This window comes from Lentilactobacillus kribbianus (assembly GCF_013184075.1).
In the GTDB taxonomy this organism is placed as follows: Bacteria; Bacillota; Bacilli; order Lactobacillales; family Lactobacillaceae; genus Lentilactobacillus; species Lentilactobacillus kribbianus.
This window is the reverse complement of the sequence record NZ_JABEQQ010000001.1, coordinates 435,592-459,800: the sequence shown is the minus strand read 5'-3', so window position 1 is coordinate 459,800 and position 24,209 is coordinate 435,592. Positions and strand designations below refer to the sequence as shown.

Annotated in this window: 24 protein-coding genes and 1 other annotated feature; of the genes, 16 read left to right on the top strand and 8 right to left on the bottom strand. The window is 37.5% G+C overall.

What is annotated here, in order from left to right:
• Nucleotides 1-11: 11 nt before the first annotated feature.
• The 6 genes from hdcB to HII32_RS02425 all read left to right on the top strand — a co-directional run bounded on the left by hdcB (nt 12) and on the right by HII32_RS02425 (nt 6,005).
• Nucleotides 12-536, top strand: coding sequence for a histidine decarboxylase maturation protein HdcB (hdcB, locus tag HII32_RS02450; protein ID WP_172187944.1), 525 nt, complete (start codon nt 12-14; stop codon nt 534-536).
• Nucleotides 537-856: 320 nt separating this feature from the next.
• Nucleotides 857-2,143 (top strand): histidine--tRNA ligase, encoded by a 1,287-nt coding sequence (hisS, locus tag HII32_RS02445; RefSeq protein ID WP_172187942.1) that lies wholly within the window; start codon nt 857-859, stop codon nt 2,141-2,143.
• Nucleotides 2,144-2,656: 513 nt separating this feature from the next.
• On the top strand, nt 2,657-3,256 hold the full coding sequence (locus tag HII32_RS02440; RefSeq protein WP_246224798.1) for a hypothetical protein: 600 nt from the start codon (nt 2,657-2,659) through the stop codon (nt 3,254-3,256).
• An 83-nt stretch (nt 3,257-3,339) separates the two neighbouring features.
• Nucleotides 3,340-3,930, top strand: a complete 591-nt coding sequence (locus tag HII32_RS02435; protein ID WP_172187940.1) for a LemA family protein — start codon at nt 3,340-3,342, stop codon at nt 3,928-3,930.
• Nucleotides 3,931-3,940: 10 nt separating this feature from the next.
• On the top strand, nt 3,941-4,918 hold the full coding sequence (locus HII32_RS02430) for a M48 family metalloprotease (protein ID WP_172187938.1): 978 nt from the start codon (nt 3,941-3,943) through the stop codon (nt 4,916-4,918).
• Between the two features lie 109 nt (nt 4,919-5,027).
• On the top strand, nt 5,028-6,005 hold the full coding sequence (locus HII32_RS02425) for an aldo/keto reductase (RefSeq protein ID WP_172187937.1): 978 nt from the start codon (nt 5,028-5,030) through the stop codon (nt 6,003-6,005).
• A gap of 49 nt (nt 6,006-6,054) precedes the next feature.
• On the opposite strand, the gene HII32_RS02420 is transcribed toward HII32_RS02425, so the two are convergent.
• Nucleotides 6,055-7,041 carry a TDT family transporter gene (locus HII32_RS02420; RefSeq protein ID WP_172187935.1) on the bottom strand — a complete coding sequence of 329 codons (987 nt, stop codon included), beginning with the start codon at nt 7,039-7,041 and terminating at the stop codon, nt 6,055-6,057.
• Between the two features lie 219 nt (nt 7,042-7,260).
• On the opposite strand from HII32_RS02420, the gene HII32_RS02415 reads away from it, so the two are divergent.
• Nucleotides 7,261-8,121: an MBL fold metallo-hydrolase gene (locus HII32_RS02415; protein ID WP_172187933.1), complete on the top strand. Its 861-nt coding sequence runs from the start codon at nt 7,261-7,263 to the stop codon at nt 8,119-8,121.
• Between the two features lie 41 nt (nt 8,122-8,162).
• Here the strand turns inward: HII32_RS02415 and HII32_RS02410 are convergent, their stop codons facing one another.
• Entirely contained in the window at nt 8,163-8,312 is a 150-nt protein-coding gene (locus HII32_RS02410) for a hypothetical protein (RefSeq protein WP_172187931.1), read from the bottom strand.
• A 62-nt stretch (nt 8,313-8,374) separates the two neighbouring features.
• A complete protein-coding gene (locus tag HII32_RS02405) occupies nt 8,375-8,842 on the bottom strand; it encodes a PAS domain-containing protein (protein ID WP_172187929.1) in 468 nt (155 codons plus the stop codon).
• A gap of 201 nt (nt 8,843-9,043) precedes the next feature.
• On the opposite strand from HII32_RS02405, the gene HII32_RS07800 reads away from it, so the two are divergent.
• Genes HII32_RS07800 through HII32_RS02390 form a run of 4 tightly spaced genes read left to right on the top strand, consistent with a single transcriptional unit; the run spans nt 9,044 to nt 11,111 of the window.
• Nucleotides 9,044-9,349: a serine hydrolase gene (locus tag HII32_RS07800; RefSeq protein ID WP_246224797.1), complete on the top strand. Its 306-nt coding sequence runs from the start codon at nt 9,044-9,046 to the stop codon at nt 9,347-9,349.
• Nucleotides 9,350-9,384: 35 nt separating this feature from the next.
• Entirely contained in the window at nt 9,385-9,873 is a 489-nt protein-coding gene (locus HII32_RS07795; protein ID WP_246224839.1) for a serine hydrolase, read from the top strand.
• Nucleotides 9,874-9,887: 14 nt separating this feature from the next.
• Nucleotides 9,888-10,418, top strand: coding sequence for a L,D-transpeptidase (locus HII32_RS02395; protein WP_246224796.1), 531 nt, complete (start codon nt 9,888-9,890; stop codon nt 10,416-10,418).
• 24 nt (nt 10,419-10,442) lie between these two features.
• The gene (locus tag HII32_RS02390) at nt 10,443-11,111 is read left to right on the top strand and encodes an N-acetylmuramoyl-L-alanine amidase (RefSeq protein ID WP_172187925.1); all 669 of its coding nucleotides are present in this window, start codon (nt 10,443-10,445) and stop codon (nt 11,109-11,111) included.
• A 25-nt stretch (nt 11,112-11,136) separates the two neighbouring features.
• Here HII32_RS02390 and HII32_RS02385 read toward each other — a convergent pair whose 3' ends face one another.
• Nucleotides 11,137-12,015, bottom strand: coding sequence for an NAD(P)-dependent oxidoreductase (locus tag HII32_RS02385; RefSeq protein WP_172187923.1), 879 nt, complete (start codon nt 12,013-12,015; stop codon nt 11,137-11,139).
• 125 nt (nt 12,016-12,140) lie between these two features.
• Here HII32_RS02385 and HII32_RS02380 point away from each other — a divergent pair, with 125 nt between their 5' ends.
• Nucleotides 12,141-13,946: a glycerophosphoryl diester phosphodiesterase membrane domain-containing protein gene (locus HII32_RS02380; protein WP_172187921.1), complete on the top strand. Its 1,806-nt coding sequence runs from the start codon at nt 12,141-12,143 to the stop codon at nt 13,944-13,946.
• Between the two features lie 121 nt (nt 13,947-14,067).
• Here HII32_RS02380 and HII32_RS02375 read toward each other — a convergent pair whose 3' ends face one another.
• A complete protein-coding gene (locus HII32_RS02375; protein ID WP_172187919.1) occupies nt 14,068-14,856 on the bottom strand; it encodes a GW dipeptide domain-containing protein in 789 nt (262 codons plus the stop codon).
• A 472-nt stretch (nt 14,857-15,328) separates the two neighbouring features.
• Nucleotides 15,329-15,979 carry a nitroreductase gene (locus tag HII32_RS02370; RefSeq protein WP_172187917.1) on the bottom strand — a complete coding sequence of 217 codons (651 nt, stop codon included), beginning with the start codon at nt 15,977-15,979 and terminating at the stop codon, nt 15,329-15,331.
• A gap of 142 nt (nt 15,980-16,121) precedes the next feature.
• Here HII32_RS02370 and HII32_RS02365 point away from each other — a divergent pair, with 142 nt between their 5' ends.
• Both HII32_RS02365 and ppdK read left to right on the top strand, forming a co-directional pair.
• On the top strand, nt 16,122-16,733 hold the full coding sequence (locus HII32_RS02365) for a CBS domain-containing protein (RefSeq protein ID WP_172187916.1): 612 nt from the start codon (nt 16,122-16,124) through the stop codon (nt 16,731-16,733).
• Nucleotides 16,734-16,906: 173 nt separating this feature from the next.
• Nucleotides 16,907-19,519: a pyruvate, phosphate dikinase gene (gene ppdK / locus HII32_RS02360; protein ID WP_172187914.1), complete on the top strand. Its 2,613-nt coding sequence runs from the start codon at nt 16,907-16,909 to the stop codon at nt 19,517-19,519.
• Between the two features lie 53 nt (nt 19,520-19,572).
• On the opposite strand, the gene HII32_RS02355 is transcribed toward ppdK, so the two are convergent.
• The gene (locus tag HII32_RS02355) at nt 19,573-20,172 is read right to left on the bottom strand and encodes a cadmium resistance transporter (protein ID WP_172187912.1); all 600 of its coding nucleotides are present in this window, start codon (nt 20,170-20,172) and stop codon (nt 19,573-19,575) included.
• Nucleotides 20,173-20,442: 270 nt separating this feature from the next.
• Nucleotides 20,443-21,843: an asparagine--tRNA ligase gene (asnS, locus tag HII32_RS02350; RefSeq protein ID WP_172187910.1), complete on the bottom strand. Its 1,401-nt coding sequence runs from the start codon at nt 21,841-21,843 to the stop codon at nt 20,443-20,445.
• A gap of 52 nt (nt 21,844-21,895) precedes the next feature.
• Nucleotides 21,896-22,140 (bottom strand) — a binding site (T-box leader).
• Between the two features lie 114 nt (nt 22,141-22,254).
• Between asnS and HII32_RS02345 the strand changes: the two genes are divergently transcribed.
• Together HII32_RS02345 and yjeM are read left to right on the top strand one after the other, a co-directional pair.
• A complete protein-coding gene (locus HII32_RS02345) occupies nt 22,255-22,407 on the top strand; it encodes a hypothetical protein (protein WP_172187908.1) in 153 nt (50 codons plus the stop codon).
• A gap of 195 nt (nt 22,408-22,602) precedes the next feature.
• On the top strand, nt 22,603-24,108 hold the full coding sequence (gene yjeM / locus HII32_RS02340) for a glutamate/gamma-aminobutyrate family transporter YjeM (RefSeq protein WP_172187907.1): 1,506 nt from the start codon (nt 22,603-22,605) through the stop codon (nt 24,106-24,108).
• Nucleotides 24,109-24,209: the final 101 nt, after the last annotated feature.

The following is a 24,209-nucleotide window of genomic DNA, read 5'->3' as shown; positions in this document are numbered from 1 at the left end:
TGGAGATTATCATGACGATTGCAGTTAATAATAATTTACAAGTGATTGAGTCAGTCATTCCAAGCGATAAAATTCCTGAATTTGTATCAGAATATATTGATGATATTAATGACAAACTTAGCCAAGTTGTTCTAGATAATAATGGTACAAGTATTGATATCTATCTAACATCTGTTAAGAGAGTCTATAAGATGAATAAAAATGAACTACTAACAGTTGAAAAGTCTGATGTTACTAGTGCGAAATTTATTACTGGAGCACCATGTGGAGAATTTATGATTGCTTTGCGTGATGGTATAGTATGGCACCCTGAAAACATTATTTTTGGACGAGTTTTTGACTTTGTTCAAGATACAAAGCCTAGAGAAATAAATATTGCGGGATATGATAATACAATTCGCCATGAATTCCCTCAGTTATTAGATCCAGATCATGCTGAAGAAGTTGATAGATTACGCAAATGGATGCAGGAGGGGCATATTAGTCATTATGAGTATGATGATGCTAATCCTGTTTATCCTAAGGCGGGCAAATAGCTTGACATGTTGAAAGACAATATTGTATTATGTGACTAATTAAAACGAACTTAAAATCATTGTTGTAATTTAAACAGAGATCCAGTATATGATGAAATCTGGTTTTCAATGTAATTCACATTCGTTTCTAAGTCTAAAATATGAATATAATGAATTTAGTAAATTCCGTTGAGCAACGTTATAGCTTGAGTTTGAATTTTCAAACTTACTGAGGCAGTGTCTTTGAGGATACTGTAAATTGAGGTGGAACAGCGGTTTAGCGCCCTCTAAAGTATATAAAATACTTTAGAGGGCGCTTTTTTTTTGAAAGGAGAATTCATATGGTCGAACTTAATTATCAAAAACCAAAAGGTACAGCAGATATTTTACCGGGTGAATCACAATTGTGGGAAAAAGTTGAAAATATAGCAGAGAAAACATTTCGCGAGTATGGTTATAGAGGAATTAGAACTCCTATTTTTGAAGATTATAATGTGTTTGCTCGTAACGTGGGGGATACATCTGATATTGTTGAAAAACAAATGTATGATTTTATGGATAAAGGTGGTAGACGTTTAGCTTTACGACCTGAGGGTACAGCGGGAGTTGTTAGATCCTATGTTGAAAACAAACTTTTCGGACCTGAATATCCTAAACCATATAAGGTTTATTATATGGGGCCGATGTTTAGATATGAACGTCCGCAGTCTGGACGTCAGCGTCAGTTTACTCAAATAGGTTGCGAGGCTTTAAATAGTGAATCTCCCCAAATTGATGTAGAGGTTATTTCTGAGGCTATTGAATTTTTCCACAGATTAGGTATTGATAACTTAAAATTGGCTATAAATTCTTTGGGCGATAATGAAACAAGAGAAAATTATAGAAAAAGTCTTATTGAATATTTAGAACCATTTTATGATGAATTAAGTGAAGATTCGAAATCTAGACTGTATAAAAACCCTTTAAGAGTTCTAGACAGTAAGGATAAAAATGATAAAAAAATAGTAGAGAATGCGCCTTCTATTTTGGATTCATTAAACGATTACTCATTAAAATATTTTAATGAGGTGAAGTCATTATTAGATGAATTGAATATTAGTTACGAAATTGATTCTAATATGGTTCGTGGGCTTGATTATTATACACACACTATCTTTGAAATTATGTCTGACTCTGATGCATTTGGAGGAGATTACGTGACAGTTTGTGGTGGTGGACGATACAATGGATTGATTTCACAGTTGGGTGGACCTGATGAAGGTGGAATTGGATATGGTATTGGTGTCGAACGATTACTTATTTTAATTCAAAAAGAAAATCCTGATATTATACCTAATGATTCTCCCGATATTTTCTTTGCAGCTGCAGATAAAGAAGGAGATAACTTAGCATTTACTATTCTTGATTCTATTAGAAAAAAAGGTATTTTTGGTGAAAAAAATTATCAAGATAGAAAATTAAAATCACAAATTAAAGAGGCCTTTAGAGTCAAAGCTAAATACTATGCTGTTATCGGCAAAAAAGAAGTAGAATCCGGAGAGTTTCAAATATCTAAGGAAGGATCGTCTGAAACCAAAATCATTAAAATAAACGATTTTAAAGATAATCCTCAAAAATTTTTGAATTAAATCGTAAAATATGTTGTAATAACTACTTATAGTAGTTATTACATTGGAGCATTTTAATTAAAAATAAAAAGACAGCTATAGAAATAGCAATCTTCTAGAAAATAATTAAGTTGTTGCAATGTGATAATTACTGATCATAGTTATCACGTATATATCTAATGATTCCTGACATAGTCATCAGATATATAATACAAGATAGTGATTCCTGACATAGTCATTATTTTGTATGCTTCAAATGTATTACTTCAAGAAAGCGCGAGATAAATTAAACTCGAAAGCTTAAAATTGAAGTATTATGAGACAATCTACTATTGATTAAATTCAATCGTAGATTGTCTTTTTATTTTGTTCATACATACACAATTAGTATAAACCTTTTTGATTTATACGTGTAGCTGTGATAATAAGATTCAATAATAAAATTTGATTGTTTAATTTTTGTCATTGTAGTCTATAATTATTTTTGTTGTTTTAATTTTATTTTTAAAACTTAAAAAGGATGGATGTTTTTATATGATGAGTTTTATCACAATATTAGGTGCTATAGTATCATTTATTTGTGGATCATTTTATTTGTTCGATACAATTCAAGGGAAAGTACAACCTAATCGTGTAACTTGGTTATTATGGACGATATCTCCGATGATTTCTACGTTTGCTTCATTATCTGCTGGAGCTGATTGGAAACCAATAGTACCCGTATTTATGGCCGGATTTATGCCACTATTAGTGTTGATTGCGTCATTCATTAATAAAAGTTCTTACTGGTCTTTAAGTTACTTGGACTATATTTGTGGAATTTTATCTGTTTTATCTTTAATAGTATGGTATTTGTCTAAAGATCCAAATTTAGCTATTGTATTTTCCATTTTTAGTGATTTAATGGCAGCTATTCCTACGTTTGTTAAAATTTGGCGTTCTCCGGAGTCAGAAGCGTCTATATATTATATAGGTGGTATTTTTACGGATGTTTCTAGTTTGATCACTGCTACCAGATGGACAATTGCTTCGGTTTCATTCTCTATATACTTAATTTTGTTAGATATTTCATTGTTAATTTTGATTTATTATAGAAAAAATCATAATTCTGTATCGAAACAAATTAATATTTGATTATCTTTCTTGCTACCTAATACATACCTTGATACACTAATGAAAACAGCGGCCATAGCCGCCAACAGAAAGAAGGATTTACAATGATTATTGCACTAGTTGTTATTGCCGTAATTGTGGTTATTGGAATTTTAATTTATAACGGCATGGTTAAATCCCGGAACATGGTGGATGAATCCGAAAGTCAAATCGGCGTTCAATTGAAACGACGGGCAGATTTGATTCCGAACTTGGTCAATACCGTTAAGGGCTACTCTAAGCATGAACATGATACTTTTATGGATACCATTGCAGCTCGTAATGCTGGAACCAGTGAACCTCTATCTAGCTTGGAAAATGATGCCAAAACGATGGCTAATGATAACGTTGATTTAGCTCAACGAGTGAAGGCCAATGATTCTGCTACCGCTGGATTAGGTCGGTTATTTGCTATCGCTGAAAACTATCCTGATTTGAAGGCTTCACAAAACTTTAGCCAATTACAAGAAGAATTAACTACTACTGAAAACCGAGTTGCCGCTAGCCGGACTAACTTTAATCGAGTAGTTCGAGACTATAACACCAAGATCCAATCATTTCCAGCTAATTTATTTGCCGGTATGTTTGGTTTTTCTAAACGCGATCAATTACCAGTTGATGCGGCTGATGAAAAAGTTCCAGAAGTTAAGTTCTGAGGTGATTTAAGTGGCTAAATTGGATACCTTGGGGGCCCAAGTTAGTGCTAATAAACGGCGATCGGCTTGGACTATTGCCTTATTTTTATTATTGATTAACGTAATTTTTTTCGTGGTTGCGTACGTCTTAACTAGTGGTGACATGGTCACAGTGGCCCAAGTCATGATTTGGCTAGAAGTCTTTTTGGTGCTTTATATTTTGTACCGGTACTGGCAGGGTGGCCAAGAAATTATTCGAATGAATAAAGGGCAAGAAATCTTTGAGAATTCACCTAACGAACAGTATCGACAAGTCTATAACATCGTTACGGAATTAAGTATTGCATCTGGGATGCCGATGCCCCGGGTATATGTGGTTCCGGATAACTCACCGAATGCTTTTGCTACCGGAATGAGTCCAAATAAGGCGAGTGTGTCAGTGACGCAAGGCTTATTAGATATCATGAATCGAGAAGAATTAGAAGGCGTGATTGCTCATGAAATGAGTCACGTGAAAAATTATGATATTCGAGTGACCACGTTGTCGATTGCTTTAGTGGGCTTTATTAGTTTGATGGGCTATGGCTTAATGCGAGTCGGTCAATCAATGTCTTACTATCGTAGTAGCGACGAAAAAGATAATACGTCAGCTTATTTTGGTATTGCCATGATGGCGTTAGGCGGAATTATTTTAGTAGTGGGGCTACCCATTAGTTATTTGTTAGAAAAAGTTTTATCCAGAAAACGAGAATCACTCGCCGATGTCTCTGGTTCGGAATTAACTGGTAATCCTCAAGGATTAATTAGTGCTCTTGAAAAACTCCAGGGACCTCAACCAGCAGCTAATGTTTTGTCACCACAAGCGGCCGGACTTTACCTAGTTGAACCGCTATTTGGCAAAGAACATAAGCGATCTTGGTGGTCGAGAATGATGGATGATCATCCGCCACTAGATGAACGGATTGCGGCTTTGAAACGAGTTTTAGGTGAATCGGACGATTCGCAATAATATCAAAAGCTACCGAATTTTTCGGTAGCTTTTTTATGTGTGCAAACATTGTAACCCCTGAATTTATCAACTATGATGAGATTATCAAACAGCTTTGGAGGAAGAGAATATGGAATTTAGAACATTAGGTAAAACTGGTTTTAAAATTAGTGAAGTATCCTTGGGAACCTGGCAATTAGGTTCAAAATGGGGAGATCCATTTGATGAACAGGATGCCATGGATACACTAGAAGCAGCTTATCAATCTGGGGTTAATTATTTTGATACTGCTGATATTTATCAAGATGGCTTAAGTGAACATGCGGTTGGTCAATTCCTTAAGCGACACCCAGAAATTCATTATTCTACTAAAATGGGTCGTAAGATTGAACCTCACACGGTGGCTAATTATTCTAAAGAAAATTTGATCGCCTTTGTGGATAGTTCGCTCAAAAATATGGATGTAGATTCATTAGATTTAGTATTGCTTCATTGCCCACCAACTAGCGTTTACTACGATCCTAGTGTTTTTGCGACATTAGATGAGATGAAAAAGGCCGGTAAGATTCAAAACTATGGGGTCAGTGTGGAACGAGTAGAAGAAGCTATGAAGGCTCTGCAATTCGATATTTCAGCGGTTGAAATTATCTTTAATATGTTCCGGCTCCGCCCTGCTGAACAGTTCTTTGCAGAAGCGAAAGCAGCTAATGTTGGTATTTTGGCACGAGTACCATTAGCTAGTGGTTTGTTGAGTGGTAAATATACCAATGAGACTAAGTTTGGTAAGGAAGATCATCGTTCATTTAACCGTAATGGGGAAGCCTTTGATAAAGGCGAAACTTTTTCTGGGGTTGATTACGCTACTGGAGTTAAGGCCGCCGATGAGTTGAAGCAACGGCTAGGTACGGATAATTTGGCAGCCATGGCTTTGCGGTATATTTTAATGTATGATGAAGTTTCTGCCGTTATTCCGGGGGCAAGTAAACCAAGTCAAATCACAGCAAATGCTGAAGCAGCTGCACTACCAGCCTTTACTACTGAGCAAATGCAAGTGGTTCAAGATGTCTATAATAAGTATATTAAGAACCCAGTGGAATATTTGTGGTAAGGTAAAATTAAAGCATTAAAAAGACAACTCCTACGAGTTGTCTTTTTGATTACTTATTTTCAGTCATTTCCATGACGTGATCAGTTTCATGTAGGGATTGAACAAACAATCCATAAAGAAATTTACCATATTGGAAGAGAACATAGACAATCATCAAGCTAGCGATAGTTTGTTCTGCTAAGGCCAAGCCGGTCCCCCAAGTATGCAAACCAGCGATGCGTTGTGATAGGTAATAAAGACCGGTTGATGAAATTACCAATGGGAAAGTAAAGGCAGCAAAACTAGGATAGAATTTGATTAATGAATGTTCAGCGGAAATGTAAATGCGGGCCATGGCTAGCAAGGTACCAAAATAAAGAATCTGAGCTAGAATACCTAAGCTAATGGCAAAAATAGAATTAATGGTGGTAAATGAAAGTAAGTAACCAGTTAAACATAGTGATGCTGGTGCGGCAGTGATAGTGATCAAAGGTAAAGTTCCTTCGGGCATTTCACGTTCGCTGTATAAGCGCCATAAGATGATTGGTAGTAAGACAGCGTAGAAGGCGAGTGCCACGTAAAGTAAAATTTTACCAACGTTAGGTAAAAATTGAGCCGCAGTGACTGGTGCTACGCCGATGCCAACAAAAGTGACGAACCAACTAGGGTAGACGTGCTTCATTTTAACAGCTGGTTTAAGTAAGTGAAGGTAAACAAAGATGGCTGTAATACTTAGGTGAATTACGATGGCAATGCACCAAAGAGTTAAGCCAAAATTATGAAATCCCCAGCGACCCCAGTAGGTAGAAATAACCATTAAAGCCATTGTGAAGGTGGGAAAAGTGGAAGCAGCGACTGGATTTTGAAGTTCGGTTGCTACGGAGTTAAAAGCAAATAAAACTTTCAAGATAATTAAAGCAATCATTAGCATGCTAATGACGCCGCAGACATTACTTACAACAGTCATTTTTTCAGCAACAAATAGATTTCCCAATGAGGCGATGCCTAAAATCAAACCACACATTGCCATTGGTACCTTTTTTAAGAAAGTTAACATTAACTAATTCTCCTTCATTCGTTATTTATTTACAAGTATTATTCTAGAAATATCTTAGCCATAAGTCAAAACAATCATTTTTATCGCTATAATAAAAAAAACAAATAGTAAAAATTGAATACTATTTATCATTCCTAACTTGCCAGACCTTCATCACCTCGGTAAGATAGTGGTATAAGGCTATAAAACGCTTGCATTTAAAATAAAGGAAGTTTGACAATGGATAATTTATATACCGTAACGTCATTAGCTGATGACGTTTATAATATTAGTGAAAATATCAGCGAAACTGTTTCGATTTCTCAACAATTGATCGTCGGAACTACTCGAGCAGTTTTGATTGATACTGGATTAGGCATTGATGACGGCTTAAAAAAAGTAATTCGTAAAATTACTGATAAACAAATCGTGGCTTTACTAACTAATGGTGATGCTGATCATATTGGTGGTGCCTCGGCCTTTAAAGGAGTTTTTATGCACCCAGCCGATGCTGAATTGATGAAACAAAATGCTACGACTGAAACACGGTTAAATACGGTGGCGACCGTTAGTGAGCACAATAAAGAATTAGTTGATTACATGAAAGCCAATATGCTAGCGGCAGATTCATTTGAATATATGCAAATTCATGATGGCGATGCTTTGGAATTAGGCGGTGCTGTTTTGCGGGCGGTGGGATTACCCGGTCATAGTAAGGGAAGTTTAGCTTATGTTGATACTGATCGACACATGGCCTTTACTGGTGATGGTTTAGCTAGTGGTTCTATGAGTATTATTTTTGGCGAAAACAGTGCCTCTTTGAGTGATTGGAAACAAGGCTTGTCACACCTAAAAGAAGTTTTAGGCAACCATGACGATAATAAATTGTATAGTACTCATCAACCTCAAGCTTTTTCAGATGATATTTTGGCAATTTTAGGAAAAGGAATTTATGAAATTGAAGCTGGTAAGGCTCAAGCCGATAAACCAGTGACTCAGTTACCAACCAAACCGGTTCAGGCTACTGAAACTAGTCAACCAATGGCTCATCAATGTGGTAACTCACAATATGTCATTATGTACAATGCACTTAATCTATAAAATAAAAAACGTTACCTAATTAGTAGGTAACGTTTTTTTATTTAGTGGATGAATCTTAGCAGAGGTGAACAAATAATGACGGCAATTAAGAGCCAAAACATTAGTTGATCACTTTTTTTAGCGTCTGCATTTTTAAAAGGTTTTTGGCTATCACCGGTGGTTTGCGGTTTACGTTCATCATTGTTTTTCATAGTGTTTCCTTTCGTGTAGGAACAGGTTTTAATCATATTGCTAATATTATAGCAGATCGAATTTAAGCAAATAAATTTTTAATTTGAGCTATACTGGTTGCGGCATCCAGATCAAAAACGGTTGGATCGATGGTGAGTTCTAAACAACCTAAATAATTAGCATCATCATCGCGAACCGCATAATAAACATTATAGTTCGTATGCCCGTTTTTTTGATAAGGCATTACTAGCTTGTCGACTTTGCCTTGTTTTAGTGCATTGAGGACCGCCATGACTTTATCAACCGCCTGGGCTGGATGACAATTTGAAACGGGATGACCAACTTGGCTTGGTTCACGGCGAGCCTGCCGATGCCCGTTATCAGAATACCAAACAAATTGATTGTCGGCATCTACGAAATCAAATTCAAACGGTAAAACGTCAAAAATGCCCTTTAAAGTTTTTAAGGGTAGCTTGCCAGTTGGGAAATTGATAGTTCCATCATCAAAGGACATAGGACCAACTACGGGTTGATTATGGGCTGAGTTCATTTTAAAATCTCCTTTTATATTTATCAGCAAACGGTTTCATTGCTATTGTGACACAATTTATCATTATTGCAAATGAGTAAAAAACCTATACATATTCAGTGAACTCAGCTATAATTATTAGTGTAATTTAATGTAACAATTATTTTATAGTAAAAATATAATTAATTTAAGAATTAAGTCGATAATTGGAGGAACATAATAATGCGCCGTAATATTAGACTAACGTGGTTGACAAAACTGGTGTTAGTAATTGTTATTAGCTGGTTTAGCGGGTTGGTTCCAGTGCATGCGACTAGCTTGAGTAAAGAAACGATAGCAATTCAAAAATTAGTTCAGCGAGATATGAAGGCGGCTCACGGCAAGTGGTCTGTTAAAGTCACCAGGTTAAATAAACGACCATTAAAAATGAATACGGGTAATCAAAAAATTGGTAAGCAACGAGCTGCTAGTACTATCAAAGTCTTTGTGATGCTGAGTGTTTATGATAAAGCTAAGCGGCACAGTTAAAACTTAGTGCCAAAACTAAAGCTGATTTGAAATTAATGATTCATAATTCCGATAATGCGGCAACCAATCGTTTAGTTCATCGAGTGGGCGGTATCGGTGCCGTTAATAAAATTGTAAAAAAATTTCAATTTAAAAACACCAATTTAAAGCGATACATGCTTGATTTTAAAGCGATAAATAAGGGAAAAGATAACTACACTACTGCCGTAGATCTAACTAGCTTTTTGCGGCGAGTATATCAACGTCAATTACTGGGACCAAAATATGATTCTAAAATGCTGGCTTTGTTACAAGGGTGTAAAAATCACAGTAAACTTCCTAAATTGGTTCGGGGTGCTAAGGTTTATAACAAAACGGGCGAATTTCCTACTAAAGGGGTGCAAAATGATGCGGCCTTATTTAAAACCAAACAGGGGGTCTACACTGTGGTCGTTATGGCCCAAAGTGGTAATCAGTATTATCAATATCAAGGCATGAATCGCTTAGGCCGCGACGTGGTTAATTATTTAGATAAACATAAATAGGAGGGATGATTGAATTGAAAAAATTTAAATGGATATTTGTGTTAACGGCCATTCTGACTTTGGGGGCTAGTGAAATCGGTTTGGGGAGTGCAGCCACCATCGCACAGGCCAAAACCGTTAATTGGCAAAAGCCATCACAAAAAAAGGCTTACCCTAAGTTGAAAAAGGGTGATTGGTTAAAAGTTAATATTAAGAAACAACGAGTTTACGTAATGCGTAAAAAGCAAAAAAAGGCTCTATATACGATGGTTTGCTCGACCGGTATTTATAATTCAACGCCAAGGGGCACCTTTCATATTCAAAATCGAGGCAAGTCTTTTTACAATAAGTCGTCTAAAGAAGGGGCTAAGTATTGGACGTCCTGGTTATATAATGGTATTTATTTGTTCCACACGGTTCCTACCAATAAAAAGGGTAAATATATTAAGTCAGAGGCTAAAAAATTGGGTAAACCTGTCTCACACGGTTGCATTCGATTGACAATTCCAGATGCTTATTGGATTTACAAAAAAGTGCCACGGGGAACTAAAGTCCATATTTACTAACAATTAAACTAAAGGAGTTACATAATGAAAAAAACCAAAAAAGTATTGGCGGCCTTATTAACGGTGGGAACCCTAGGAATGGGGGCCTTAGCTTCAACCGTTGTTACCCCAACGGTAGCAGCTGCTAAAACCACTAAAAAAGCACCTAAAAAACATAAATATTTATTAGTTATGGGTCATGGTGCTGGTGACCCTGGTGCCCGCGGTAATGGGGCTAGTGAAGCTAACTATTTACGTAAAAAAATGTTACCTAAATTAAAAAAATACGCCAAAAAAACTAAACGTAGTGATATTACGTTTTACAATCCCAAACATAACATTGTAAGAGATACATTTGTCTATCATAAAGGTTCTTATAAGGTACCCAAAAATACGACCGTTATTATGTTTCATTTAGATGCTGCTGGTGGTCACGGTGGCCATGTTATCATTCAAAAGAAAAAGCCTACTCCAAGAGATAAACGAACGGCTGCAGTTATCAAAAAATATATTGGATTGAATCCCGCTTATCGTGGTTATAGTTATCGGACTAACTTACGTAATTGTAATGTTTTGCGGAGACGTCATATTGATTACAGTTTGATCGAAACAGCTTTTATTGATAATAGATCTGATTATAAAAAATTAAATAAAAATATGGACAAAATTGCTAAAGGATACATTCAAGCTATTACCAATGAAAAAATAAAATAAAAAACGCTGCCGTAGCAGCGTTTTTTTATTTGACTGGTTTCCATTTAGGATATGTCAAAATTAATCCCTGGGTACCATCATCACCCAGATGATCGACATTAACCATGATTTCGTATAATTGTTTGGCTAACTTGGTAGCAGGTAGATTAAGTTCCATCCGGTCAGCCTCTTGGAGGGCAATGCGTAAATCTTTTAAGAAATGTTTGGCAAAAAAACCTGGCGTATAATCATCTTTTAAAATTCGTGGTACGTAGTTATCCATACTCCAGTTATCAGCACCACCAGCAGAAAGAGTGGCTAAAACAGCTTGGAGGTCTAATTCAGCACTTTGAGCGTAAACTAACATTTCGGTTAATCCAGTCATCGTCCCGGCAATCATAATTTGGTTGGCCATTTTAGTGTGCTGTCCACTACCAGCATTGCCAAAATAGCTTACTCGTTGAGCGATAGCCGAAAATAAAGGAACTAAGAAATCAAAAGCCGGTTTATCGCCACCAGCCATGACGGTTAAAGTACCGTTTTGAGCACCAATGTCACCACCAGATACTGGTGCGTCCAGTGAGAGTAAATTATTTTGGTGCGCAGCTTCAGCAATCTTAATTGCTAAGGCGGGGGTGCTGGTGGTCATATCAACTACAATCGTTTGTGGTTGCGCTCCAGCTAAAATACCCTGATCACCGAAGTAGATTTCTTCGACATCTTTAGGAAACCCCACCATTGAAATAGTTACTTCAGCATTTTGTGCAGCCGCCGCCGGTGAGTCTGCCCAATTGGCCCCGGCATCTAATACCGTTTGGGCGTGCGCTTTAGTACGATTATAAACGGTTACTTGGTGATTAGTTTTTAATAAATTCAAAATTATTCCGGTACCCATGACACCCGTACCAATAAATCCAATTTTCATTACAGTCACCCCTAATTATTGTTATGTTAATAATAGCATTGACCTATTGTTTATTCGGCCATTTTGCTTGGTTCCCTTTGATTTCAATGATACTCTTTAATTATAAGAAACTAAGGAGGAATATTATGACTGCATGGCAGAACTTTCGTGATGCTAACAAACGTTTTTTTAAACATTGGGCTAGTTATGTTTTATTATTTTTCTTAACTTCAGCAGTAGTAGCGTTATTAGCGGTTTCTACCTTTAATTGGTTTACCAGTTGGTTGTTAAGGGTTACTAAAATTCCATACATATCATTTAATAATATTGGTGAAATTTTAACGGGACATATTGTGGTGGCCCTAATTTTAATTGTGGAATTAATTGTCATTTTAATAGTTATCTACTGGCAGTTTGCGTTTATTTTACTTAGTGTTCGCAATATTCAACATGGAAAATCGGAAACTTTAATGCAAGTATTGCGACAAACGGTAGCTAGTTTAAAGGTGGCTTCGCCGCTAACCTTTGTATTCTTTTTAGGCTATTTTATTATTATTTTACCGTTTGGTAGTTTATTTTTACGAACACCGTTATTGAATAAAGTTAAAATTCCTGGTTTTCTTATGGATTTCTTTTTACAAAACCCGTTGTACACCGCGGGGCTAGTACTTTTTTATTTGGTTATTGGCTATATTGGTATTCGTTTATTTTTGACCTTACCATTTATGATATTAAGTCATACTTCGGCCAAAACAGCGATTAAGTTGAGCTGGCAAAAAACGCGTGGACGATTATGGTTTTACTTAGCTAGTTTTTTGTTAATTGCTGGGGTCAGCTCAATGGTTACAGCAGTGGTTTACGCATTGATATACGGTGCGCAAACGTATCTGGATACGACCCGAGTGGCTTTTGCTAGTGCCATGCTGAATTTGTTTATTATGGAATTCGTTGCTGAACTGATGAGTTGTTATGTTCCGGCGATGGCCGCGGGACTCATGTTGGATGGGAGTGAAGATTTTGCTGTGCCGGTGGAAACGGCCAAAATACAATTCGGTAACCGCAAAAAGGGTCATCGTAGAATTCTTCGATTACTCACGGCAACGATGTTGGTATTCACGGCCGCCAGTTTAGTCATATATAATGTTGCTGTGCTAAAGGGGTTAGCTTTAAGTCGGCCCATGGCCATTTCTCATCGAGGGGTGGATAACGGCAATGGCGTGCAAAATACTCTACCGGCATTAAGATTAACTAGTCAAGAACATCCTGATTACGTGGAGATGGATATTCATGAAACTAAGGATCATAAATTTGTGGTGATGCATGATGAAAATTTACAAGATTTGGCGGGCATTAATAAAGCACCGTATCAATTAACGTTACAACAGTTAACTAAGATCACGGTCAGAGAAAACGGTCATCATGCCAAGATTGCCAGCTTTGATGACTATTTGAAAACAGCGCACCAGCTACACCAAAAATTGTTAGTAGAAATCAAAGTAACGCCTCATGATAGTGCTAATATGACTCAACTTTTTGTGAAACGGTACGAACAAAGTTTATTAAAACACCATGATCGCGTGCATACCTTATCATATCCGGTAGTCACGCAACTCAAGCAGCAGGCACCCAAGTTGTTTGTTAGCTTTATCTTGCCGTATAATTTAACCTTTCCAGAAACTAAGGCTAATGCCTATACCATGGAAGCGACTACCTTAAATTCTAGTTTTATTTCCAATGCTGACGAACGCCACCAACAAGTTTATGCTTGGACGGTAAACGATGTTAACCAGATGGATGAAATGATGTTTTTAGGTACTAATGCAATTATTACTGATCAACTGCACTCGTTGCAGACTGAAATCAAGCAAAATACTGATCATCCTAGTTATGCTAACTTGTTATTAGCACTGATGAATGAATTTGAAGCCTCAGAAGATAGCAAGACGGTTTAAAAAATAAAGAACTCCTAATCTACTAAAAGATTAGGAGTTCTTTTGCTAAGAATGTGGCAATTCATGCTTAGCTTAATGTGGATTTAATTGTGTTTGGGGAATGATGCAAAGCAAGTTTAAATTAGAATTCCATTGTTGCGATGGTGCTGACAATACTGCGAATGACATCATTGTTCATGGAAATAGCGTAGTAACCATCTTTGTTCTTAGTGTTGTCTTCGATGATAGTTTGGTTAGGTTCTTTGACGTAAATATTTTGGAGTTCTACAGTATAGGAAAGTCGAATGTTATCACCATAGTGAACATTTTTTGGCAGGGCATCTTTATCAAGGTTAAACTTAATGAAAATACCGGTCTTATCCAAGTTATCTAGGATGCCACCAGGAATTCTTTTAAGCAAAGTAGGGGTTAAATTCATATAAACAGTGGTTAAACCATCCTTTTTCAGGGCAGCTAATAAGTCCTTTTGCGAAAGAATATCGGCTTTGTTACCCTTAACGGCAGTATCACGGTTAAATGTGTTAATAGCATTAGTGAAGTTTACATTGGAATTGTAAAGTAAACGTAAGCCACTAAGGTTAGAAATGGTACTTGTAGTCTTTTGACCAGCTACATCATAGTTACTGTAATTAAATACACGGCTGGCAGTAGTTTGATTGACGCCATTAGACTTATAATTTTTCAGTCCGGTTGACTTAATCCAGCTACTTACTTCTGGGTGAGTTGAGTCAGTTACGTATACCCAACGATCTCCTTCACGGGTACGAGTAGCGGCTTTAGTAATTGTTAATTTGTCGTTCTTGTAATCAGTGGTATCCATTACTTTACGACCAACTTTATATTGGGTATATGCAGGTGCAGCGTATGTAACTGAATTACCATCGTTGGTGTCACCGGGATGAGCAAACAAATAGGTGTTGGCTTTTTCAGTGGCGAGTTCAAGGTGACGAAACCATCAAACAACGAAAAAATTTATTAGAACAAACGCGGCGCCATTCCGAAATCGAAATTAGGGATCGGTTAGATAGTTTGAAAATAGTGAATTGAAAAATCGATTGGTATAATGATAAGTTGGATCATAAAACTCACGAAAAAGAAAAGATGACGGATTATCTCAAAAAATTGAAAAAAAGAAAATCTACTAGTAAAAAATGAAAATATTATAGTTTATTGAAAATATTTGTAATTAACGATTGAAAAGGGTTTTGCCTTGCTTTTTGATGATTTTTGAATTAGGATAGGGGCATTAAATGGAAAGGGGGTGGTACTTTTTGAATAGTCATTATTATTTGAAAGTATCAGCCTTGCCCCTTAACGGAGACAAGTTCTGATTACTTGCTAAAAAACCAGCCAAATAGTTTGGCTGGTTTTTTATTGTTTATTTAGGCGAAAAAAGTGAGGGTATCTTGTAGTAGTTGCCGACTAGTGTGTAGTTGGTTAATTTGGCGAGTGGAATCTTCATATCCTAATCCAATACCCATAACGGCGACTTCTTTTTTGGAAATATCTAAAACACCGTAACCTAATTCTGGATACTTGACGAACTCACTAGCGGAAATACTAGCTAGGCCATGATCGGTAGCTGCTAACATTAAAGTTTGGGCAAAAGCGCCTAAATCATAAATGGACCATGCGGGACTATTTTTAGGTAAAGTCAAGATGGCAATGGCAGGAGCGTTATAGAGGGCGTATTGACTGTTGGAGTAGATATATTGCATGCCATCTAAAGTTTGTGCTAGTTCCACATTCCACTTGGCCATTTTAATTTGTTCAGTTGGTGACCATTGACCGGTTTGCGCTTTTTCTAAGAATAGTTTACTTTTCTTATTAGCTTGACTCAGCTGTTGAAAACGCCGTTTGTATTCTGTTAAGGTATCTCCTGTAGCTAAATAAACGTGCCATGGTTGAGAGTTGGCCTGAGAAGGGGCTTGCTGTGCTGCTTTAATAATGTCTACCAAGACGTCTTTTTCGACGGGGGTGGACTTAAAATCGCGAATTGAGCGCCGGGTTTTGATTGCTTTGCTAGTTTCCATAATAGGACCTCGTTTACTTATTAAATGTAAGTATATAATTTACACCTATTACTAGCATTTGGCAATTTAATTCTGACGTTAAAGTCTAAAATGATGCTATAATTATTTTAATAATGACGTGATAAACATGGGAGGAAAATTGATGGAGCTAACTGAACGACAAAATAAAATTGTACAAATGCTCAAAGAAAACAGCCCCATGACGGGAGAAGAAATCGGGGAAGCTTTAGGGTTAAGTGTGCCAACATTACGAGCTGATTTGCGGTTACTAACGGCGATTGAAGTCCTCGCAGCTCGGCCTAAAGTCGGTTATATTTACCGAACAGAACAACCTAATAAAGTCGATTATGATAATTTGTACGGTATTCCGATTAAAGATATTTTGTTACCCACTACCGAAATCGGCGAAGATGCTAGTATGCAAGATGCGGTGACTAAGTTGTTCATTGAGGATGTTGGTTCACTTTATGTTGTGGATGCTAACGATCAATTGGTAGGCTTGATTTCTCGCAAAGATCTTTTGCGAGCTAGCTTTACTAGCGATAATCCTAAATCAATGTTGGCTGGAGTGGTAATGACCAGAATGCCTAACATTGTGATGGCTACCCCGGATACTACGGTCCTAGAAGCTGGCAAGCTCTTATTAGAACATGAAGTCGATTCACTTCCCGTAGCTGAAAAGGCGGGGAGTCGTCATGTAATTGGTAAAATTACGAAAAATCGTATTTTTCAACACTTTATTGAACGAAGCTAATTTAATTAAAGTGGTATATGCCAAAAAGACGTCCTAATGGGCGTCTTTTTTATATTTATGAGATTATAATTAGATAAAAATTAGTTTTTTCGAAAACGCTTGCATTTTATTTCGCGATAAGTTACGTTATACATATCAAATGCAATGTATTATTTATCAGAAAGAAGGATAATATGACTCAATTAATTTACACGTTTGCGGAAGGTAACATGAACATGCGCGATTTATTAGGTGGTAAAGGGGCTAATTTGGCAGAAATGACTAATTTAGGTTTGCCGGTTCCTCACGGTTTTACCATTACTACTGAGGCTTGTCACAATTACCAAGCTTCGCATCATCTAAGCGCAGATTTATTGAGCCAACTAGACGCCGCAATTGAAAAATTAAATCGTGATACTCGAAAAAAATTTAACGATGACCAAAATCCCCTGCTAATTTCAGTTCGTTCCGGTGCTAAAATTTCGATGCCAGGGATGATGGACACGATTTTAAATATTGGATTAAATGACTGTACGGTCCAAGCATTAGCTCAATTAACTAATAATGAACGGTTTGCCTATGATAGTTACCGCCGATTATTAGCGATGTTTGGTAACGTGGTTTACGGGATTGAAGAAGGGGCTTTTGATCAGGTCTTAACTGATATTAAGGAACGCAAAAATTACCACTCCGACCTTGATTTAACTATTAGCGATTTAAAGGCCATCGTAGCGCAATTCAAGCAGTTATACTTACGATCAGCCCGCGGAGAATTTCCGCAAGATCCAAAGGAACAATTACTAGCAGCCATTACGGCAGTATTTAAGTCATGGAATAATAACCGGGCCAAAATTTATCGACGAGAAAATAATATTCCAGAAACTTTAGGAACGGCCGTTAACGTTCAAGAAATGGTTTTTGGTAACGCTGGTCGCGATTCTGGAACTGGGGTGGCGTTTACGCGCAATCCGGCTACTGGAGAAAAAGCGCTGTTTGGAGAATACTTACAAAATGCGCAAGGTGAAGACGTGGTAGCTGGAATTCGGACCCCTGAAGATGTTTCGGTATTAAAAAATGAAGCTCCTTATTTATATAAACAATTAGCGGAAACCGCTGAAAAATTAGAAACGCATTACCGCGACATGCAGGATTTAGAATTTACCATTGAACACGGTAAAATGTATCTATTACAAGCTCGAGATGGTAAACGAACTCCTGATGCAGCCGTGAAAATTGCGGTTGATTTAGTGAATGAAGGCTTAATTACAAAAGCGGAGGCACTGCTACGAATTAGCCCGGATTCGGTGTCTACCATGTTACATCCCGAATTTGATCAAGCAGAAATGGATGACCAAGAAATTTTAACCACTGGTTTACCTGCTTCACCAGGCGCGGCTACTGGTCAAGCTTACTTTACGGCTAGCGATGCCAAACAAGCTAGTGACAATGGTCATCAAGTGGTCTTAGTACGGCAAGATACTTCACCGGAAGATATTGAAGGAATGATCGTGAGTCAAGCTATTGTGACGTCACGCGGTGGAATGACCTCACACGCTGCAGTAGTGGCCCGGGGGATGGGAGCCACTGGGGTGGTTGGTGCGAATGAATTAAGTGTGAATTATGAAACGAAACAGGCCAAGGTTAATGGTCATGTTATTCATGAAGGGGATTGGCTGTCAGTAGATGGCACCACGGGAAACTTATACTTGGGGCAAATTGCCACTACTGATGCATCCATTAAGGGGGATTTGTCAGTGCTGCTCGACTGGGCCAAAGAATACGCCGGCATGGACGTTTATACCAATGCCGATACACCGGCCGATTTTCAAAAAGCCTTGGAGTTTGATGCTGATGGTATCGGGTTAACGAGAACTGAGCATATGTTTTTCAAGCCAGAACGGTTACTACAAATGCGACGCTTAATTTTAGCTGAAGACGTTAGTGGTCGCAAAGAACCGTTGTCATTATTACTACAGATGCAACAAGATGATTTTTATCAACTTTACAAATTAGCTGGTAATAAAGCAGTGACAATTCGCTTACTGGACCCACCATTGCATGAATTTTTACCTCATGATGAAAAAGAAATCAAAATGGTGTCTGAACAAACGGGAATTGCCCCCGAACAATTGCGAGAACGGACCGCGGCCTTAAAAGAATTAAACCCGATGTTAGGTCATCGAGGTGATCGATTAGCGGTTACTTTCCCTGATATTTACCAAATGCAGGTGCAAGCTATTATAACTGCGGTAATTCGTTTATATGATGAAGGACAAGTGGTGCAACCCCATATCATGATTCCACTAACCGATTCGAAAACCGAAATGAGTTGGGTTCGCAAACTAGTGGTGGATCAAATTAAGGTGATGCTTAAAGACCGTGATCTTAAGCTACAGTATACGGTTGGTACGATGATGGAAATGCCACGAGCTTGTGTGACGGCTAATCAAATTGCTGAAGTTTCCGATTTCTTTAGCTTTGGAACCAATGATTTAACCCAACTAACCTTTGGCTATTCACGAGATGATGTGGGTTCCTTTATGCCTGAATATATTAAACAAGGAATTCTTCCCGCGGATCCATTCCAAACGGTGGATATTGAAGGAGTTGGTCAACTTATGAAGATGGCGGTTGATCGGGGTCGTCAAACTAATCCAGAGTTGCCAATTGGAGTTTGTGGTGAAGTGGGTGGTGATCCGGCTTCCATTAATTTCTTTGAAACGATCGGTATTAGTTATGTTTCCTGTTCACCATTTAGAGTGCCAGTGGCTCGTCTAGCTGCTGCGCAAGCACATATTAAAGCCTAATAAACCTGAAAATAAAAAAGCGTCCCTATAAGGGAGGCTTTTTTATTTAGCAACTAACTAAGACCATCCACAATTAACATAAATCCTAACCCTACTAAAATGACACCAGTAATATTTTCACCATATTTGTGGAAAAAGGTTTCGAATTCGGGAATGTGAGAAAGTCGTAGTCCTACTAGACACCAGACACAGATTAAAAAGAGTAAATAAAGATTAGTGACAAAAAGTTCTCCATTACTAAGAGTCGAGAAATAAGGAATGTAAACCCCTAAATTATCACCACCGTCAGCTAAAATAGTAGTAAAAACTAAACCAATAGAAATGATATTTTGACTCTTAATTTTTTGCTTTTGGTGTTCGCGTTTAGTTTCGTGTTCACTCCAAAAAATATGTAGTCCCATCATCAATGGAACTGCACCCAATCCAGCAATGAATTTGGTAGGTAAAAGACGAATACCCAAACTACCTAAATCAGCGATTAGTAATATCACGATAAAGGCGGTAATTTGGCCGATAAATACTTTGGTTAAACTGGCACGTTTTTGAGAATCTGCCTGAGTGGTCACCACCATCAAGAATGTCACCAGTAAAAAGAGGTCATCCATATTGGTTGCTAAAAAAGCGGATGTGGCTTTGATGAAATTAGTCAGCATAATCTGGTCTCTCCTTAACAGCGCTTATATTATAAGTTCATTTTACGCTTAGTTAGGATTAACTGGGGAAATGGGGCCTTGAATAAATTATGGATTATGGCGTACTGAAAGCAGCATTTCTACTTTGAATATTTTTGTCTAAATAAAAATCGTTGAATAGTAGCCTTTACGACTAAACTATCCAACGATTTTTAATTAGTGGTGCCTACCGATCTAAATATTGTGCATTTTCTAATCAGAAATTCAAAGTCTAATCGCCTTGATTACACTCTAGAATTCCGCATTACCCGGCGTTCTTGGATAAGGGATCACATCTCGAATGTTATCCATCCCTGTTACGTACATAAGTAATCGTTCAAACCCAATTCCGAAACCAGAATGAACAGTTTCACCATATTTACGTAATTCTAAGTACCACTTGTATTCTTCTAATGGCATTTCTTCTTCAGCAATTTTAGCTGATAAGACGTCCAAACGTTCTTCACGTTGACTACCACCGATTAATTCACCGATTTCTGGTACTAACAAGTCAACGGCAGCAACTGTTTTGTCATCATCGTTAGCACGCATATAGAAGGCTTTAATATCTTTAGGGTAATCAGTGATGAAGACCGGTTTTTTAAATACTTGTTCAGAAAGGTAACGTTCGTGTTCACTTTCCAAATCAAGGCCCCAATAAACGGGAACTTCAAAATCAACGTCAGCCTCAGCTTCTTTTAACATATCGATAGCTTGGGTATAAGTGATTTGAGCAAATGGTTCATCACGAGTTAATTCCAAGCGTTCGATTAAGTGTTCATCGACGTTATCGTTTAAGAATTGCAGTTCATCGGCAGCGTGTTCAAATAAGTATTCCACTACGTATTTCAATAATCCTTCTGATTCATCAATGATGTCTTGCAAATCAGCAAATGCCATTTCGGGTTCAATCATCCAAAATTCAGAAGCGTGACGGGAAGTATGTGAGTTTTCAGCCCGGAAAGTGGGACCGAAAGTATAAACATTGCGAAAGGCTAAAGCAAATGGTTCAGCTTCTAATTGACCACTAACAGTTAAGTTAGCTTCTTTTTTGAAGAAATCTTCGTGATCATCAACATTACCAGCTTCATCCTTTGGTAGGTTGTTTAGGTCTAGAGTAGTTACTCTAAACATTTCCCCGGCGCCTTCAGCATCGCTAGCGGTGATGATGGGCGTGTTAACGTAAACGAAGTCTTGTGATTGCAAGTATTGATGTATCGCAAAGGCAGCTAAAGAACGAATCCGAAAAACGGCGTAAAAAGTGTTAGTCCGGGGACGTAAATGAGCCATCGTTCTGAGGTATTCAAAAGTATGTTTCTTTTTTTGAAGAGGGTAATCATTATCAGAAGCCCCTTCTACCGTAATATCGGTGGCATGAATTTCTAATGGTTGCTTGGCTTCTGGCGTATAAACCACGGTACCAGTTACCGCAATGGTTGAACTAATGGGCAACTTAGTTAATTCACTATAATCGGGTAAATCACTTTGCATTACGATTTGGGCCCGTTTAAAAGTAGATCCATCGCTTAATTCGATAAACCCAACTCGTTTAGATCCTCGAACAGTTTTAACCCAGCCGTGGATAGTAATAAGTTGATCTTCAGCATAATGGTGATCGCTAAATAATTCTTTAATAGTAATTGTTTCTGGCATATTATTACTCCTTTCAAATCTGACAAAATAAAAAAGACCTTAATCCCATAAAACTAGGGACGAAAGGTCTTTCCGCGGTACCACCCAAATTGCTTGCTTAATGCAAACCAACTCAATTAACGTATCAAATACGCTCCGCTGGTAACGTTGCGGTAACGGCTAATCCTACTAAAAATAATTCGTTCAGATTGCAACCAAAAGGGGTGTTATTTTCCAATGACTATTTCACTAAGCTTTCACTATCCTTAGCTCGCTAACAAATTCATCAAAGGTACTTGTCCGCTTTATCGGTTTTCAGTAATTGGTTTGATTTTATCACAGCTTCAGGCATCAGACAATTTTTTGTTTTCGAGTTGAGATAATAGACAGTTTGGCTAATTAAGGTAGAATGAATTATGGAGGTGATTAACCGTGGGATCTAATCGCACCATTTTATTTATTCAAATCGTAATTTACATAGCTTCACTAATTTGCATAATGATGATGGAAATGACTTGGTCAATGTATCTGATGATTTTGGGGATGCTGATTGGTTGTGTTTATTCATTTATTAAGGCTAAATAATATTTTTATAAGATGGTAAAGGGCGTTTAAAGTTATTAAAACGGCATTTACCGTCTTTTTTATTGGTTATTAAATATACATTTCACTCCCAATTTTATGTATAATATTTCTTTTAAATCGAAAAGCGTTGCATAAATAACCACAAGTGGTTATAATCTAGCTATTATGTAAGTTGAGAAGGGGAGTTTGAGGTTAATGGTAAAGAAGTCGAAGATATCGCTGGTGGGATTAATCTTAATGATTTTTACCGCTATTTATGGATTTGGGAACGTAACAATTGCTTATGCCCAAATGGGTTACGCTAGTATTATTTGGTATGTATTTGCTGCCATTATTTTCTTTTTACCATCAGGGTTAATGTTTGCTGAGTATGGTTCCGCCTTAAAAGACGATCATGGTGGTTTTTATTCATGGTTGTCAGAATCTGTTGGCGAGAAATTTGCGTTTGTAGGGACTTTCATCTGGTTAGCTAGTTGGATGGTCTGGATGGTATCGACATCATCTCGGGTCTGGATTCCGATGAGTACCATGATCAGCGGTTCTGATCAGACGCAAACTTGGAGCCTGTTTGGTTTATCATCAGTCCAAACAATTGGGTTACTAGGGTTCTTTTGGATTATTGTCGTGACCTTTTTTACTACCAAGGGGATTGACTCCATTAAGCGGGTAGGTTCTATTGGTGGAACGTTTATTATGATTTTGACTGCTATTTTTCTAGCAGCTTCTATTATTTTGCTATTTGTTAATCATGGTCACTTCCAGGAACCAATTCATGGTCTAGCTAGTTTCACTAAATCACCTAGTCCAGCATTTCAGTCACCGATCGCCATTTTCTCATTTATCGTTTATGCCATCTTCGCATATGGAGGAATGGAATCGATGGGGGGAATTGTTGAAAACATTGATAACTCAGAGAAAAACTTTCCTCGCGGTATTATTATTAGTACTATTTTAATCACGGTTTTCTATGCAATCTCCATCTTCTTTTGGGGAGTTAGTGCTAACTGGCATAAGGTCATCGGTGGTGACAACGTCAATTTAGGTAATATTACCTACGTTTTGATGAATAACTTGGGCTTCTTCTTAGGTGATAGTCTGGGTTGGTCACACGCTACTTCAGTGATGGTTGGTAACAGCTTAGCTCGTTTTACGGGCTTGGCATCATTTCTTGGTTTTGTGGGTTCTTTCTTCTTGATGGTTTACTCACCATTGAAGTCCTTTATCATGGGCTCACCAAAAGAACTCTGGCCAGAAAAGATGACTAAGTTAAACAAGCATGGCATGCCAGCTTTTGCCATGTGGATGCAAGCCATTTTGATTTCTGCCGTGGTCTTATTAGTTTCCTTTGGCGGTTCAGGAGCACAAAAGTTCTACTTAATTCTTACGGATATGGGAAACATTTCGACTACCGTTCCATACTTATTCTTAGTAGGGGCCTTTCCGTTCTTTAAGAAACGGACGGACTTGAACCGACCATTCGTGGCTTTTAAGAGTAAATTTTGGACAAATACCATTGTGGCTATTATCTTAGCGGTACTAACGTTAGGAATTGTCTTTACGGCAGTGGAACCTATTTTAGAACACGATTATATGACCGCCTTTTGGACCATCATCGGACCGGTATTCTTTGGGGCCGTTGCCTTAATTCTTTACTCAACTCAAACGAAACGGGCTAAAAAAATCAATAGCCAAAATAAATAAGTAACTACAAGGTATTATTTTTCGAAATAATACCTTTTTATATGGAAAAAAGCCGATAAAAATTATTTTTATGCAAAGTTTGCTGAAATAAGACCATATAA